The organism is Streptomyces sp. NPDC001339 (assembly GCF_042895955.1).
Lineage (GTDB): Bacteria > Actinomycetota > Actinomycetes > Streptomycetales > Streptomycetaceae > Streptomyces.
The window spans coordinates 1-17,219 of sequence record NZ_JBIAWT010000023.1; the positions used below are offsets into that span (position 1 = coordinate 1).

At 74.6% G+C, this 17,219-nt stretch carries 2 protein-coding genes and 1 pseudogene; all 3 read left to right on the forward strand.

Going from position 1 to position 17,219, the window contains the following annotated elements; genetic code table 11:
* Nucleotides 1-984: KR domain-containing protein (locus ACFY12_RS34930; protein ID WP_390720020.1), on the forward strand; the 984-nt coding region annotated here is incomplete at its 5' end.
* Between the two features lie 46 nt (nucleotides 985-1,030).
* Nucleotides 1,031-1,108, forward strand: a pseudogene (locus ACFY12_RS34935) (polyketide synthase docking domain-containing protein); the annotation flags it as partial.
* A 33-nt stretch (nucleotides 1,109-1,141) separates the two neighbouring features.
* On the forward strand, nucleotides 1,142-17,143 hold the full coding sequence (locus ACFY12_RS34940; RefSeq protein ID WP_390720022.1) for a type I polyketide synthase: 16,002 nt from the start codon (nucleotides 1,142-1,144) through the stop codon (nucleotides 17,141-17,143).
* Nucleotides 17,144-17,219 lie beyond the last annotated feature (76 nt).

Genomic DNA, 17,219 nt, shown 5'->3' on the forward strand with positions numbered 1-17,219 from the left:
CATGAGTTGACGCGGGAGCTGGGGCTGGATCTGTCCGCCTTCGTTCTCTTCTCCTCTTTTGCTTCCACGATGGGTGGTGCGGGTCAGGGCAACTACGCGGCGGCCAATGCTTTTCTGGACGGGCTGGCGCAGTACCGCCGGGCGCAGGGGCTGCCCGCCCACTCCCTGGCCTGGGGCCTGTGGGAGACCCGTAGTTCGCTCACTGCGCACCTGGACGATGGGGACATCGCCCGCCTGGGCCGCTCCGGCGTCCGCGCGATGACCACGGAGCAGGGCCTGCGGCTCTTCGACACGGCCACCGGCATGGCGGACAGCCCGTTGCTGATGCCCGTACGGCTGGACACCGCGGCCTGGCGCGTCCAGGCGGCCTCCGGGAACCTGCCGCCCCTGCTGCGCAGTCTGATCCGTACGCCCGTCCGCCGCACCGTGCGCGACGGTGGTGGGGCGGCTGCCGGCCCCTCGCTGGCACAGCGTATGGCGGGCCGCTCCGCGCAGGAGCAGGAGCGCCTCGCCCTCGACCTGGTACGCAGCCATGTCGCCGCGGTGTTGGGCCATGCGTCGGGCGGCGCGGTGGATCCGGGGCGCGGCTTCCTGGAGTCGGGCTTCGACTCCCTGACCGCGGTGGAACTGCGCAACCGCCTCAACGCGGCCACCGGCCTGCGGCTGCCCGCCACGCTGGTCTTCGACTACCCCACGCCGACCGCGCTGGCCGCGCACCTGCGTGCCGAAGTGGCCGTGGAGGGCGCCCCGGTGGTGCTGCCCGTCCACGCGGAGCTGGACAAGCTCGGCGAGACCCTCTCCCGCACGGACCCGGACGAGACCGAGCGCGCCCGGATCACCGAACGGCTGCGCGGCCTGCTGGCGCAGTGGACCCGCGGCGCCGGATCCTCCGGCCCCGCCGCCGCGGACGACGACGCCGGCTTGGAGTCCGCGACCGCTGACGAACTCTTCGAACTCCTCGACGACGAACTCGGTTTGTCGTGAAGCGAGACACACACGGTTACCGAGTGCTACGAGGAAAAGACCTGGGATGACTGACGAAAAGAAGCTTCTCGACTACCTCAAGCGCGCCACCGCGGACCTGCGCGAGGCGCGCCGCCGCCTCCAGGAAGCGGAGGACAAGGAGCACGAGCCCCTCGCCATCGTCGGCATGAGCTGCCGTTTCCCCGGCGGTGTCCGGTCGCCGGAGGACCTGTGGGAGCTGGTCGCGGAGGGCCGGGACGCGGTCTCCGGCTTCCCTGCCGATCGTGGCTGGGACACGGAGGCGCTGTACGACCCGGACGCACGCGACGGCGGGGCCAGTCACACCGGTGAAGGCGGATTCCTCTACGACGCCGCCCAGTTCGACCCCGCCTTCTTCGGGATCTCGCCGCGTGAGGCCCTGGCCATGGACCCGCAGCAGCGCCTGCTGCTGGAGGCGTCGTGGGAGGCGTTCGAGCGCGGCGGCATCGACCCGCACTCCGTACGCGGCAGCAGGGTCGGCGTCTTCGCCGGGGTGATGTACCAGGACTACGCGGCTCGGCTGCTCCTGGCACCCGACGTCTTCCAGGAGTTCGAGGGCTATCTCGGCAACGGCAGTGCGGGCAGCGTGGCGTCGGGCCGCATCTCGTACACCCTCGGCCTGGAGGGGCCGGCCGTCACCATCGACACCGCCTGCTCCTCGTCGCTGGTCGCCCTGCACCTGGCGAGCCAGGCCCTGCGGCTCGGCGAGTGCGGACTGGCCCTCGCCGGCGGTGTGACGGTCATGGCGACCCCGGGCACCTTCACCGAGTTCAGCCGCCAGGGCGGGCTCGCGCGCGACGGCCGCTGCAAGCCGTTCGCGGAGGCCGCGGACGGCACCGGCTGGGGCGAGGGCGTAGGGCTGCTCCTGCTGGAGCGGCTGGCCGACGCCCGGCGCAACGGTCACCGGGTCCTCGCGGTGGTCCGTGGCTCTGCCGTCAACCAGGACGGTGCCAGCAGTGGGCTCACCGCCCCCAACGGCCCCTCCCAGCAGCGCGTCATCCGCGCCGCACTGGGCAACGCCCGGCTGTCCGCCGAGCAGATCGATGCGGTCGAGGCCCACGGCACCGGCACCACCCTCGGTGACCCCATCGAGGCCCAGGCGCTGCTGGCCACGTACGGGCAGGCACGGGACGCCGCCCGCCCGCTGTGGCTGGGGTCCGTCAAGTCCAACCTCGGTCACACCCAGGCGGCGGCGGGTGTCGCGGGCGTCATCAAGATGGTGATGGCGATGCGGCACGGCGTGCTGCCCAGGACGCTGCACGTGGACGCGCCGTCCTCGCATGTGGACTGGTCGGCCGGTGCCGTCGAGTTGCTGACCGAGAGCCGGGAGTGGCCGCGCACGGGAGCTCCTCGGCGCGCGGGCGTCTCCTCCTTCGGTGTGAGCGGCACCAACGCGCACGTGGTCCTGGAGGAGGCTCCTCAGCCGGAGCTGGCTGTGGAGGTGGAGGGTTCCGGGGTGGCGGAGGGGGCTGGGGTGTGTGAGGGGGTGTTGTTGCCGTGGGTGGTGTCGGCGAAGTCGGTGGGGGCGTTGCGGGGGCAGGCGCGTGGGTTGTTGTCGTGTGTGGCTGGTGGTGGGGTGTGTGTGGCGGATGTGGGGTTGTCGTTGGCGGTGTCGCGGGCGGGTTTTGGTGAGCGGGCGGTGGTGTGGGGGTCTGGTGCGGAGGATTTTGTGGTGGGGCTTGAGGCTCTGGCGGCGGGGACGGTGGCGGCTCAGGTGGTGAGGGGCCGGGTGGTGGGTTCGGGTGTGTTGGCGGTGTTGTTCACTGGTCAGGGTGCGCAGCGGGTGGGGATGGGGCGGGAGTTGTATGCCCGTTTCCCGGTTTTTGCGGAGGCCTTTGATGAGGTGTGTGCGGAGCTGGATGCGCATCTCGAGCGGCCGTTGCGTGAGGTGGTGTTCGAGGACACGGAGGCGCTGGATCGGACGGAGTTCACGCAGCCCGCGCTGTTCGCGGTGGAGGTGGCGTTGTTCCGTCTCGTCGAGTCGTGGGGTGTGCGGCCGGACTTTGTGGCCGGGCATTCGGTGGGTGAGTTGGTGGCGGCTCATGTGGCCGGGGTGTTGAACCTGGCGGATGTGGCGCGGTTGGTGGCCGCTCGCGGTCGTCTGATGCAGGCGTTGCCGTCCGGTGGGGCGATGGTGTCCCTGGCCGCCTCGGAGGACGAGGTCCGTGCCGAGCTGGAGGGCCGTGCGGAGGTGTCGATCGCAGCCGTCAACGGCCCGAATTCTGTGGTGATTTCGGGTGATGAGGCGGCTGTGCTGGAGGTTGCCGACCGCTTCGTGGCTCGTGGTGTGAAGACCAAGCGGCTGCGGGTTAGTCATGCGTTTCATTCGCCGTTGATGGACGGGATGCTGGAGGACTTCCGTCAGGTGGCGGCGGGGCTGTCGTACGAGGCGCCGTCCCTGCCGGTGGTCTCCAACGTCACCGGCGAACTCGCCAGTGCCGAGGAGTTGTGCTCGCCCGACTATTGGGTCCGTCATGTCCGTGAGGCGGTGCGTTTCGCCGACGGCGTCCGCACGCTGGAGCGTGAAGGCGTCGGGGCCTTCCTGGAGTTGGGTCCGGATGGCGTACTGACGGCCATGGCGCGTGAGTGTCTGGCGGCCGACTCCGATGCCGTGCTGGTCCCGTCCTTGCGTCGTGATCGCCCCGAGGAGCAGGCGGTCCTCGTCGCCCTCGCTCAGCTGCACACCTCCGGCGTGGCGGTCGACTGGGCCCCGTTCTTCCCCGGTGCCCGCCAGGTCGACCTGCCCACGTACGCCTTCGAGCACCAGCGCTACTGGCTCGACGTACCGGTGACCCGTGCCGCGCAAGACCAGGGGCCCGGCATCGCCGACCCCGTGGGGTCGCGGTTCTGGGAGGCTGTCCAGCGCGAGGACCTGGAGACGCTGGCGGCCACGCTGGGTGTGGACGCCGAGGACGCTCGCGAGGCGCTGGGCGCGGCGCTGCCCGTGCTGGCCGAGTGGCGGCGCCGCCAGGACGAGCAGGCGGTACTCGACTCGCTGCGCTACCGCGTGACCTGGAAGCCGCACTCCGTCTCCACGGATGCCCGCCTCGACGGCCGCTGGCTGGCCGTGGTGCCTCAGGAGCACGCAGGTGATCCCGCCGTCGTCTCCGTTCTGGACGCGCTGCGGCACGACGGCGCGGAGCCTCCGGCCGTCCTGGAGATCTCCCGCGCCGACTGCAGCCGCACAGTGCTCCACGAGCGTCTGACGGCGGCAGGGGCTGCGCCCGATGGCGTGCTCTCGCTGCTTGCGCTGGCGCCGTGCGGCGGTGCGGAGGAGAAGGCTGAGGGAGCAGAGAGGGCCGATGAGGCTGAGGGGGTTGAGGGGGCCGAGGCGGCTGGGCAGGCCCCGTTCCCCGTCGCCGCCACCCTCGCGCTGGTCCAGGCCCTGGGCGACGCCGGATTCGACACTCCGCTGTGGCTGCTCACCCGGGGCGCGGTGGCGGCCGGGGCCCACCAGGCCCCGCCCGAGCCGGTACAGGCCCAGGTGTGGGGCCTGGGCCGGGTGGTAGGGCTGGAGCACCCCGAGCGGTGGGGCGGGCTGCTCGACCTGCCCGTGTCACCCGATGCCGATGCCGATGCCGTTGCCGATGCCGCGCTCGACGGGCGTACGGCCCGGCGCCTGACCGCCGTGCTGGCCTCCGCCGATGGCGAGGACCAGGTGGCGCTGCGCCCGACCGGCGCGTTCGTCCGGCGCCTGACCCACGCCCCATACGAGGCCGGAACTTCCGGGGCTGGGACTCCCGAGGCCGGAACCTCCGAGGCCAGGACTTCCAAGGCCGGGCGGTGGACGCCTCGCGGCACCGTCCTGGTGACCGGCGGCACCGGGGCCCTGGGCGCGCATGTGGCGCGCTGGCTGGCCCGCAACGGTGCCGAGCACCTGATCCTCACCAGCCGGCGCGGCGCCGATGCGCCCGGAGCCACGGAGCTGCGCGACGAACTCACCGCACTCGGCGCCCAGGTGACCGTCGCGGCCTGCGATATGGCCGACCGCGCACAGGTGGCCGAACTACTGGACGGCGTACGGGCGCAGGACGGCGGCGGCCCGGTACGCGCGGTGTTCCACGCCGCCGGACTCCCGCAGGCCACCCCGCTGGCCGACACCACCCCCGAAGAGCTCGGCCGCGTCCTGGACGCGAAGACCCGGGGTGCCGACCACCTCCACGACCTTCTCGACGGCGGCATCACCGGCGACGGCGAGAACGGCAGGGAGACGCTCGACGCCTTCGTCCTCTTCTCCTCCGGCGCCGCCATATGGGGCAGCGCCGGCCAGGGCGCCTACGCCGCCGCCAACTCCCACCTCGACGCGCTCGCCGCCCGCCGCCGCGCCCAGGGCCTGACCGCCACCTCCGTGGCCTGGGGCGCCTGGGCCGGCAGCGGTATGGCCGACGGCCCTGAGGCCCGCGCCCACCTGCGCCGCCGCGGTATGCACGAGCTGGACCCGGAGCAGGCCACCACCGTGCTGTGGCAGGCCCTGGACGCGGACGAGACCTGCCTCGCCGTGGCCGCCGTGGACTGGGCGCGGTTCGCCCCAGGCTTCACGGCCGCCCGCCGCCGCCCGCTCATCGAGGACCTCCCCGAGGTCCGCGATGCGCTCGACGCCGGCCGCACCGCGACCGCCCCGCAGGCCACGGGGCCGTCCGGGAACGGCGAACCCTCCGCCCTGGCACGGAAGCTGGCCGGACTGCCGGAGGCCGAGGCCGCCCCCGCGGTCCTGGAGTTCGTACGGGAACAGGCGGCCGCCGTGCTCGGCCATGGCTCCGCCGGTGCCGTCGACCCCGACCGAGCCTTCCGCGATCTGGGCTTCGACTCGCTCACCGCCGTGGAGATGCGCAATCTGCTCTCGACGGCGGCCGGGCTGCCGCTGCCCGCCACCCTCGTCTTCGACCACCCCACCCCGCGGGCGCTCGCCGACCACATCCGCCACGAAGCGCTCGGCACCACCGCCGGGGACCCCGCCGTCGCCCCGGTGACCGCCGCTGTCGCCGACGAGCCCATCGCCATCGTCGCCATGGGCTGCCGCTACCCCGGCGACGTCCGCAGTCCCGAGGACCTGTGGCGGCTGGCCGTCACCGGCGCCGACGGGATCACCCCCTTCCCCACCGACCGCGGCTGGGACCTGGACGCGCTGTACGACCCCGACCCGGACAACCAAGGCACCAGCTACGCCCGCGAGGGCGGCTTCGTGCCCGCCGCGGGCGACTTCGACGCCGCGTTCTTCGGCATCTCGCCGCGTGAGGCCCTGGCGATGGACCCGCAGCAGCGGCTGCTGCTGGAGACCACCTGGGAGGTCTTCGAACGCGCCGGGATCACTCCCGCAGCGCTGCGCGGCAGCCGCACCGGCGTCTTCGTCGGAGCGACCTCCTCCGGTTACGGAGCCGGGCTGACCGAGATCCCCGACGGATCCGAGGGCTACTTCCTCACCGGCAGTGCCCCTGCCGTGGTCTCCGGCCGCCTGTCGTACACCTTCGGCCTGGAGGGCCCGGCCGTCACCGTCGACACCGCCTGCTCCTCCTCGCTGGTCGCCCTCCACCTGGCCGCCCAGGCGCTGCGCCAGGGGGAGTGCTCCATGGCGCTCGCCGGTGGTGTGACGGTGATGGCGCACCCGGCCGCGTTCATCGAGTTCAGCAGGCAGCGCGGGCTGGCCGCCGACGGCCGCTGCAAGGCGTTCGCCGACGCCGCCGACGGCACCGGCTGGTCCGAGGGAGTCGGCGTCGTCCTGCTGGAGCGGCTCTCGGACGCCGAGCGCAACGGCCACGAGATCCTCGCCGTCGTCCGCGGCTCCGCCGTCAACCAGGACGGGGCCAGCAACGGCCTCAGCGCCCCCAACGGCCCTTCCCAGCAGCGCGTCATCCGCCAGGCCCTGGCCAACGCCCGGCTGACGGCGGCCGAGGTGGACGCGGTCGAGGCCCACGGCACCGGTACCCGCCTCGGTGACCCCATCGAGGCCCAGGCGCTGCTGACCACCTACGGCCAGGAGCGGGACGGCGGCCAGCCGCTGTGGCTGGGCTCCCTCAAGTCCAACATCGGCCACGCCCAGTCGGCCTCGGGTGTTGCGGGCGTCATCAAGATGGTGATGGCCATGCGGCACGGTGTGCTGCCCAGGACACTGCATGTCGACACGCCTTCCTCGCACGTGGACTGGTCGGTCGGCGCCGTCGAACTGCTCACCGGGAACCGTGACTGGCCCACCACCGGCCGGCCCCGCCGCGCGGGCGTCTCCTCCTTCGGCGTCAGCGGCACCAACGCCCATCTGATCCTGGAGCAGGCACCCGCCACGGCCGACGGGGCCGCAACGGCCGACGAGGCCGACGGGGACGCCGATCGCCCGGCGGGTCCGTCGCTCCCGGTCGTGCTCTCCGCCAAGAGCGCCGAGGCCCTACGCGAACAGGCCCGGCGACTGGCCGCCCACGCCGAGGCGGAGCCCGGCCTCACGGTCACCGACCTCGGCTACACCCTGGTCACCGCGCGTGCTGCCCTCGACCACCGCGCCGCCGTACTGGCCACCGACCGGGACACCCTCCTGAGCGGCCTCATGGCACTCGCCGAGGGCACTCCCGCGCCGAACGTGCTGCGGGGGAGCGTACGAGGTGGCCGCGCCGCCGTGTTGTTCACCGGGCAGGGGGCACAGCGCCTGGGCATGGGCCGGGAGTTGTACGAGCGGTTCCCTGCCTTCGCGGACGCCTTCGATGCCGTGTGCGTGGAACTCGACGCCCACCTGGGGCGGCCGCTGCGTGAGGTGGTGTTCGGGGATGCGGAGGCGCTGGACCGTACGGAGTTCACGCAGCCCGCGCTGTTCGCGGTCGAGGTGGCGCTGTTCCGCCTGGCCGAGTCCTGGGGTGTGCGGCCGGACTTCGTGGCCGGGCATTCGATCGGTGAGTTGGTGGCGGCGCATGTGGCCGGGGTGTTGAACCTGGCGGATGCCGCCCGGCTGGTGGCCGCTCGCGGTCGTCTGATGCAGGCCCTGCCGTCCGGTGGGGCGATGGTGTCCCTGGCCGCGGCGGAGGATGAGGTCCGTGCCGAGCTGGAGGGCTTCGAAAAGGTCTCCATAGCGGCCGTCAACGGCCCACGCTCGGTGGTGATGTCGGGTGACGAGACGGCTGTAATGGAGCTCGCCGAGCGCTTCGCGGCTCGTGGTGTGAAGACCAAGCGTCTCCGCGTCAGTCACGCGTTCCATTCGCCGTTGATGGACGGGATGCTGGAGGACTTCCGTCGGGTGGCGGCGGGGTTGTCGTACGAGGCCCCGTCCCTGCCAGTGGTCTCCAATGTCACCGGCGAACTCGCCACTGCCGACGATCTCCGCGACCCCGACTACTGGGTCCGCCACGTCCGTGAGGCGGTCCGTTTCGCCGACGGCATCCGCTCCCTGGAGCGCGAAGGCGTGGAGATCTTCCTGGAGTTGGGGCCTGATGGCGTCCTCACGGCCATGGCCCGCGACTGTCTCCCCGCCGGCTCCGATGCCGCACTGATCCCCTCTCTGCGCCGTGACCGCCCCGAGGAGCAGGCGGTCCTCGTCGCCCTCGCCCAGCTGCACACCTCCGGCGTGGCGGTCGACTGGGCCCCGTTCTTCCCCCGTGCCCGCCGTGTCGACCTGCCCACCTACCCCTTCCAGCACCAGCGTTACTGGCTGGCGGGCGATCCCGGTTCCGCCCGGGACGAGCGCGGGGCCGTCGGCGGCGACGCCCGGTTCTGGGAGGCGGTGGAGCGTGCCGACCTCGCCGGACTGGCGGCGGCGCTGGAGCTGGACGAGGGGCTGGTCGCGGCCGTGCAGCCGGCCCTGGCCGGCTGGCACCGGCAGCGCGGTGAGCAGTCGACGATCGATTCCTGGCGCTACCGGGCGGCCTGGCGGCCGGTGACCGTGCCCGCCGCCTCGGCCGCGGACGGGATCGTGGACGGCACCTGGCTGGTCGTGCTCCCGGCCGAGGCGGGTGCGGGGCGGTGGGCCGGTGCCGAGTGGGCCGGTCCGCTGCTGCATGCCCTCGGGGAGCACGGTGCCTCGGTCGTCCGGGTGGAAGGGGGCGCGGACCGTGCGGCGCTGGCCGGGCGGCTGCGGGACGCGTCCGGTGACGGCGCTGTCGCGGGCGTGCTCTCACTGCTGGCGCTGGGAACCGAGCCGGACGTGGCCCCGGCCCCCTCGGCGGGGCTGGCCGCCACGCTGGCGCTCGTACAGGCCCTGGAGGACGTCGGGTCGGTGGCCCCGCTGTGGTGTCTCACGCGCGGCGCGGTGTCCACCGGGCGGTCCGACGCGCTCACCGCCCCCGTACAGGCGCAGATCTGGGGCCTGGGCCGGGTGGCGGGGCTGGAGCTGACCGGCCGCCGTATCGGGCTGGTCGACCTCCCGGAGCGGACCGACGTGCGCGCCGCTGAACGTCTGCTGGGCGTGCTCGGCCGCGACATCGTCGCGAGCGGGGCCGAAGGCACTGCCGACGAGGACGAGTGGGCGATCCGCGCCTCCGGTGTCTTCGTGCGCAGGCTGGTGCCCGCCCCGGCGGACGCCACCCCCGTCCGTACGGAGCGTCCGCACGGCACCGTACTGATCACCGGCGGCACCGGGGCGCTCGGCGCGGCGGTCGCCCGCCGGCTGGCCCGTGAGGGCGCCGGGCATCTGCTGCTCACCAGCCGCGGCGGCCCCGACGCCCCGGGCGCGGCCGAACTGGTGGCGGAACTGGAGGAGTCCGGAGCGCGGGTCACGCTCGCCTCCTGCGACGTGGGCGAACGCACGGCAGTCGACCGGCTGCTGGCCGAGGTGCCCGAGGAGTTCCCGCTCCGTACGGTGATCCACGCTGCCGGGTTCGGGCGGTTCACCGCGCTGCCGGACGCCACCGCCGAGGACTTCGCCGAGGTGATGCGCGCCAAGGTGGCCGGCGCCGCCCATCTGCACGCGGCGCTGGCGGACACCCCGCTGGACGCGTTCGTGCTGTTCTCCTCCATCGCCGGTGTGTGGGGCAGCGGCCGGCAGGGCGCCTACGCGGCCGCCAATGCCTACCTGGACGCCCTCGCCGAGCACCGCAGGTCCCGGGGCCTGCCCGCCACCGCCGTGTCCTGGGGCCCGTGGGCCGGGGCCGGGATGTCCGCCGACGACGTGGCCGACGCGCGGCTGCGCCGCCGTGGCCTGCGTCCGCTCGACCCTGAGCTGGGGGTGACGGCGCTGCTGCGGGCGATGGCCGCGGACGAGACCTCGGTGACCGTGGCCGACATGGACTGGCAGCGGTTCGCGCCCGCCTACACCGCGGCCCGCCCGCGCCCGCTGCTGGACGAACTGCCGCAGGTGCGCGCCGCGCTGGCCGACGCCGCGCCGGGCACCTCCGCGGCCTCCGGCGCGGGCGGCCCGTCGGCGCGGTTCGCCGGGCTGGTCGCCACCCCGGGCGCGGCCGAGCGGCGCCGTGCCGTCCTGGACCTCGTACGGGAACAGGCCGCCGCGGTGCTCGGGCACGCGGGTGCCGATGCCGTCGAGGGCCAACGGCCCTTCAAGGAGCTGGGGTTCGACTCGCTGATGGCGGTGGAGCTGCGCAACGGGCTGCAGGCCGCCACCGGCCTGGCGCTGCCCGCCACGCTGGTCTTCGACTACCCGACGCCCGCCGTGCTGGCCGGCCATCTGCTCGCCGAGGCGCTGGGCGGCCAGGCGGACGAGACGCTGCCGGAGCGCCCCGCCGAGGGCGCCACGCGGACCGCTGACGACGCCGAGCCGATCGCGATCGTCGGTATGAGCTGCCGCTACCCGGGCGGCGTGGGCAGCCCCGAGGAGCTGTGGCGGCTGGTCGCCACGGGCGGCGACGGTATCTCGCCGTTCCCCGCCGACCGCGGCTGGGACCTGGAGGCGCTCTACGATCCCGACCCGGGCACGCTGGGCACCAGCTACGCCCGCGAAGGCGGTTTCATCGAGGCCGTCGCCGACTTCGACGCGGGCCTCTTCGGCATCTCGCCGCGTGAGGCCCTGGCGATGGACCCGCAGCAGCGGCTGCTGCTGGAAATCTCGTGGGAGGCGTTCGAACGGGCCGGAATCGCCCCGGACTCGGTGCGCGGCAGCCGCACCGGCGTGTTCGCCGGGACCAATGGCCAGGACTACGCGGCGCTGATGCGCACCGCGCGGGACGGTGTCGAGGGGCACCTGCTCACCGGCAACGCCACCAGCGTGCTCTCCGGCCGGCTGGCCTACACCTTCGGCCTGGAGGGCCCGGCCGTGTCCGTGGACACCGCCTGCTCGTCCTCGCTGGTCGCGCTGCATCTGGCCGCCCAGTCGCTGCGCCAGGGGGAGTGCGACCTGGCGCTGGCGGGCGGGGTGACGGTGCTGTCCACGCCGGGCGCGTTCGTGGAGTTCAGCCGCCAGCGCGGGCTGGCACCCGACGGCCGCTGCAAGGCGTTCGCCGAGGCCGCGGACGGCACGGGCTGGGCGGAGGGCGCCGGCATGCTGCTGGTCGAGCGTCTGTCGGACGCCGTACGCAACGGCCACCCGGTGCTGGCCGTGGTCCGTGGTACCGCCGTCAACCAGGACGGGGCCAGCAACGGCCTGACCGCCCCCAACGGCCCCTCCCAGCAGCGCGTCATCCGGCAGGCCCTCGCGGGTGCCCGGCTGTCGGCGGCGGACGTGGACGCGGTCGAGGCCCATGGCACGGGCACCACCCTCGGCGACCCGATCGAGGTCCAGGCCCTGCTGGCCACCTACGGCCGGGACCGGGACGCGGGCCGGCCGCTGTGGCTGGGCTCGGTCAAGTCCAACATCGGCCACACCCAGGCCGCCGCAGGCGTCGCCGGTGTCATCAAGATGGTGATGGCGATGCGGCACGGCGTGCTGCCCAAGACCCTGCACGTGGACCGGCCGACCTCGCATGTGGACTGGTCGGCGGGGGCCGTCGGGCTGCTGACGGAGGCCAGGGACTGGCCTCGGGACGCGGACCGGCCGCGCCGCGCCGCCGTCTCCTCCTTCGGCATCAGCGGCACCAACGCCCACGCCATCCTGGAGGAGCCGCCGGCCGCGCCCGCCCCGCGGACCGCCGCGCCCGCCACCCCGGACGCCTCCCCGGCTCCGCTGCCCTGGCCGGTCTCCGCCAAGAACTCCGCCGCACTGCGCGCCCAGGCCCGCGCCCTCCTCCCGTACGTGACCGACGCCGACGGGCCGCGGCCCGCGGACATCGGCGCCGCCCTGGCCACCGGACGTGCCGCCCTGGACCACCGGGCCGTCGTCCTGGCCGAGGACCGCGAAGGCTTCGCCCGCGCCCTGGAAGCGCTCGCCGAGGACCGCACCGCGCCCGGCGTGGTGACCGGACAGCCGGCGCCCGCCGGCCCGACGGCGGTGCTCTTCAGCGGCCAGGGCTCCCAGCGCCCGGCCATGGGCCGCGAGCTGTACGGCCATCAGCCGGTGTTCGCCGAGGCCCTGGACGCCGTGTGCGCCCACCTCGACGTCCACCTGGACCGGCCGCTGCTGGACGTGCTCCGCGCCGAGCCCGGCTCGGCGGACGCGGCCCTGCTGGACGACACGGCCCTCACCCAGCCCGCGCTGTTCGCCGTCGAGGTGGCCCTCTACCGGCTGGCCGAGCACTGGGGCATACGCGCCGACTACCTCGCCGGCCACTCCATCGGCGAGCTCGCCGCAGCCCACGTCGCCGGGGTGCTGTCCCTGGCCGACGCGGCCGAACTGGTCGCCGCCCGCGGCCGGCTGATGCAGGCCCTGCCGTCCGGCGGCGCCATGATCTCGCTGGCGGCCGCCGAGGACGAGGTCCTGTCCGAGCTGGACGGTGTGCGCGGTGTCTCGGTCGCTGCGGTCAACGGGCCGCGCTCGGTCGTCGTTTCCGGCGATGCGAGCACGGCCGTGGAGATCGCCGAGCGGTTCGCGGCCCGCGGGGTGAAGACCAAGCGGCTGCGCGTCAGCCACGCCTTCCACTCCCCGCACATGGACGCCATGCTGGCGGACTTCCGCCGAGTGGCCGAGGGGCTCACCTACCACGCCCCGGCCGTCCCGGTCGTCTCCCACGTCACCGGCGGACTGGCCACCGCCGAGGAGCTCTGCGACCCCGGCTACTGGGTACGGCACGTCCGCGAGACGGTCCGCTTCGCGGACGGTATGCACTGCCTCGAACAGCGGGGCGTCCGGGCCTTCCTGGAGCTCGGCCCGGACGGCGTGCTGACCTCCATGGGCCGCGACTGCCTCACCGAAGGGAACACCGCCGTGGCGGTTCCGGCCCTGCGCGCCGACCGCCCCGAACCCGCGGCCTTCCTCACCGCTCTGGCCACGCTGCACGTCCACGGCGTGACCGTCGACTGGACCGCCGCCCACCCGCACACCGCCGCCCGACCCCACGTGGACCTGCCCACCTACGCCTTCCAGCGCAAGCGCTACTGGCCGCGGCCCTCCCGTACGGCGGCCGCCGACGTCACCGCGGCCGGGCTGGCCGCGGCCCGCCACCCGCTGCTGGGCGCGGTGCTGCGGCCCGCGGGGCAGGACACCGCCGTGCTCACGGGCCGGATCGCGCGCTCCGCGCACACCTGGCTCGCCGACCACACCGTGCTCGGCACCGTCCTCCTGCCCGGCACCGCGTTCGTCGAACTCGCCGTCCGCGCCGGGGACCAGGTGGGCTGCCCCGAGGTCACCGAACTCACCGTCGAGACCCCGCTCGCCCTCACCGAAGGCGCCGCGGCATCCGTCCAGGTGTCCGTCGGTGCCGCCGACGAGGAGGGGCGGCGCACCCTGACCGTGTACGCCCGTCCCGAGGACGGCGACGAGGACGGCGGCCCGGAGACCTGGACCCGGCACGCGACCGGGCTCCTGGCCCCCGCGGCCCCGGAGCCCGTCGAGGAGGACCTGGCCGCCTGGCCGCCCGCCGGCGCCGAACCCGTCCCCGCCGACGGCTTCTACGCCGGCCTGGCCGACGCCGGATTCGCCTACGGGTCCGCCTTCCGCGGCCTGCGCGCCGTCTGGCGGCACGGCGACACCGTGTACGCCGAGGCCGCCCTCGACGGCGAACACCGGGCACAGGCGGCCGACTTCGGCCTCCACCCGGCCCTCCTGGACTCCGCGCTGCACGGCCTGGCCGCCACCGCCGACGTCGGCACCGGCGCCCGGCTGCCCTTCGCCTGGACCGGTGTACGGCTGCACGCCGGCGGCGCCACCACGCTGCGGGTGCGGCTGACCCCGGCGGGCCGGGACGCCGTGTCCGTGCTGGCTGCCGACGAGACCGGGGCCCCGGTGGCCACCGTGGAACGCCTGGTGCTGCGCCCCGCGGCGGCCGGGCGGCCGCCCGCCGGGCAGGACGCGCTGTACCGCCTGGAGTGGACCCCGGCCGCCGTGGCCGAGCCGCCGTCCGGCCCGTACGCGGTCGTCGGCGACGACCCGTTCCAGTTGGCCGCCGCCCTCAAGTCCACCGGCGCCACGGTCACCTCGCACCCCGACCCGGCCGCGCTCGCCGCCGCCCTGGACGAGGGGGACGGGGCCGCGCCCGCGCTGGTCTTCGCCTCTCTCACCGGCCCGGTGGACGACGCCGACGACGGCCCGTACGCCCCCGCCCACCGGGCGCTGCACCTGGTGAAGACATGGCTCGACGACCCCCGGCTGGATGCCGCCCGGCTCGTCCTGACGACCCGCGGTGCCGTCGCCGCGGACGACGGCGACCGGGTGCCCGACCCGCTGTCCGCCCCCGTCTGGGGCCTCGTACGCTCCGCGCAGTTCGAGAATCCCGACCGGTTCGTCCTCGTCGACCTCGACGAGCACCCCGATTCGGCCGCCGCGGCCGCCCGCGCCGCCGGTACCGGAGAACCCCAGGCCGCCGTGCGAGCCGGCACCGTCCGCACCCCCCGCATCGCCCGGGCCGGCACCGACGGACGGCTGGGCACCCCGCCCGGCGGGGCCGCCTGGCGCCTGGACACCTCCGCCGCCGGCTCCCTGGACGCCCTCGCCCTCGTCGACGCCCCTAGGGCCACAGCGCCCCTGGCCCCCGGTGAGGTACGCGTCGAGGTACGGGCCGCCGGAATGAACTTCCGCGACGTGCTCATCGCCCTGGGCATGTACCCCGGCGACGCGGTCATGGGCATCGAGGCCGCCGGTGTGGTCACCGAGGTCGGCCCCGACGTGGCCGGGCTGGCACCCGGCGACGCGGTCATGGGCCTGATCCCCGGCGCCTTCGGCCCGCAGGCCGTCGCCGACCGGCGGATGCTCGTCAAGAAGCCCGCCGAATGGACGTTCACCGAGGCCGCGTCCGCGCCCATCGTCTTCCTCACCGCCTACTACGGGCTGGTGGAGCTGGCCGGCCTGCGCGCCGGGCAGTCCGTCCTGGTGCACGCGGGCGCCGGCGGTGTCGGCATGGCCGCCGTCCAGCTCGCCCGCCACCTCGGCGCCGAGGTGTACGCCACCGCCGGCCCCGGCAAGTGGGCGACCCTGCGCTCACTGGGCCTGGACGATGACCACATCGCCTCCTCGCGGACCCTCGACTTCCGCGACACGTTCCTGGAGCACACCGGAGGCGACGGCGTCGACGTGGTGCTCAACGCCCTGGCCCGGGAGTTCGTCGACGCCTCCCTCGACCTGCTGTCCCGCGGCGGCCGCTTCCTGGAGATGGGCAAGACCGACATCCGCGACGCCGACCACGTCGCCACCGCCCACCAGGGCGTCGACTACCGCGCGTTCGACCTCGTCGACGCCGGCCCGGACCACATCCAGCGGCTGTTCACCGAGGTCCTCGCCCTCTTCGAGACCGGCGCCCTGCGCCCGCTGCCGGTCCGCACCTGGGACGTGCGCCGCGCCCCCGAGGCGTTCCGCTTCGTCAGCCAGGCCAAGCACACCGGCAAGGTCGTCCTCACCATGCCGCCCCGCTTCGGCCCGCACGGCACCGTCCTGGTCACCGGCGGCACCGGCGCCCTCGGCTCCCTGGTCGCCCGCCACCTGGCCACCGGGCACGGCGTACGCCACCTTCTGCTGGTCAGCCGCAGCGGCTCCGACGCCCCCGGCGCCGCGGAACTGCACGCCGAACTCACCGCACTGGGCTGCCGGGTCACCGTCGCGGCCGGTGACACCGCCGACCGCGACGCCTTGGCCGCCCTGCTCGCCGCGCTGCCCGCAGACGCTCCCCTGACCGGCGTGGTCCACACCGCGGGCGTGCTCGACGACGGCGCCGTGACCTCCCTGACCCCCGACCGCCTCGACACGGTGCTGCGCCCCAAGCTGGACGCCGCCCGCACCCTGCACGACCTCACCCGCCACCACGACCTGACGGCATTCGTGCTGTTCTCCTCCACCTCGGCCACCCTCGGCAGCCCCGGCCAGGGCAACTACGCGGCCGCCAACGCCTACCTCGACGCCCTGGCCCAGCACCGCCAGGCGGCCGGTCTGCCCGCCACCTCGCTGGCCTGGGGCCCGTGGACCGGCACCGGGGGCATGACCGGCGCCCTGGGCACCGCCGAACGCGACCGGATGGACCGCGCCGCCGTCACCCCGTTCACCGCCGCCGACGGCCTGGCCGTCTTCGACACCGCCGTGGACCGCGGCGACGCCCTGCTGCTGCCCGTCCGGCTCGACCTCGCCGCGCTGCGCCACCAGCCCGCCGTACCCCCGCTGTTCGGCGGCCTGGTACGCGCCCAGGCCCCGTCCCGCCGCACGGCAGGCGCCGCCGCGCCGGCCGCACCGGACACCGGCCCCGCACTGGCCCGGCTGCTCACGGCCACCCCGGCCGCCGAGCGCGCCGCCGTCCTCCTGGAGCACGTACGCGACCATGTCGCCGCCGTCCTCGGACACGACTCCCTCGCCGAGATCGGCCCCGACCGCGGCTTCCTGGACCTGGGCTTCGACTCGCTGACCGCGGTGGAGCTCCGCAACCGGCTGAGCACCGCCACCGGACTCCGGCTGCCCACCACGCTCATCTTCGACCACCCCTCGTCCGCGGCCCTGTCCGAGTACCTGCGCACCGAACTGTCCACCGACGAACCCGGCACCGACACCGCTCTCCTCACCGAACTCGACCGGCTGGAGCGATCCCTGGCCGGCCACCAGCCGGACAAGGGGAACAGCGGCCGCATCACGGCACGCCTCGAATCGCTCCTCGCCAAGTGGCGGGAGCAGCACACCGCCGACGGACCGGACGACGAGAGCGACGCCGAGCTCGAGACGGCCACCGACGACGAGATGTTCGCGCTCATCGACAAGGAGCTGGGGCTGTCCTGACCGGACACCCGCTTCTGCCCCACCCCAGCCGAAAGCCCCGCCCCCCCCGCCAACCCGACGGCCACACCGACGGAGT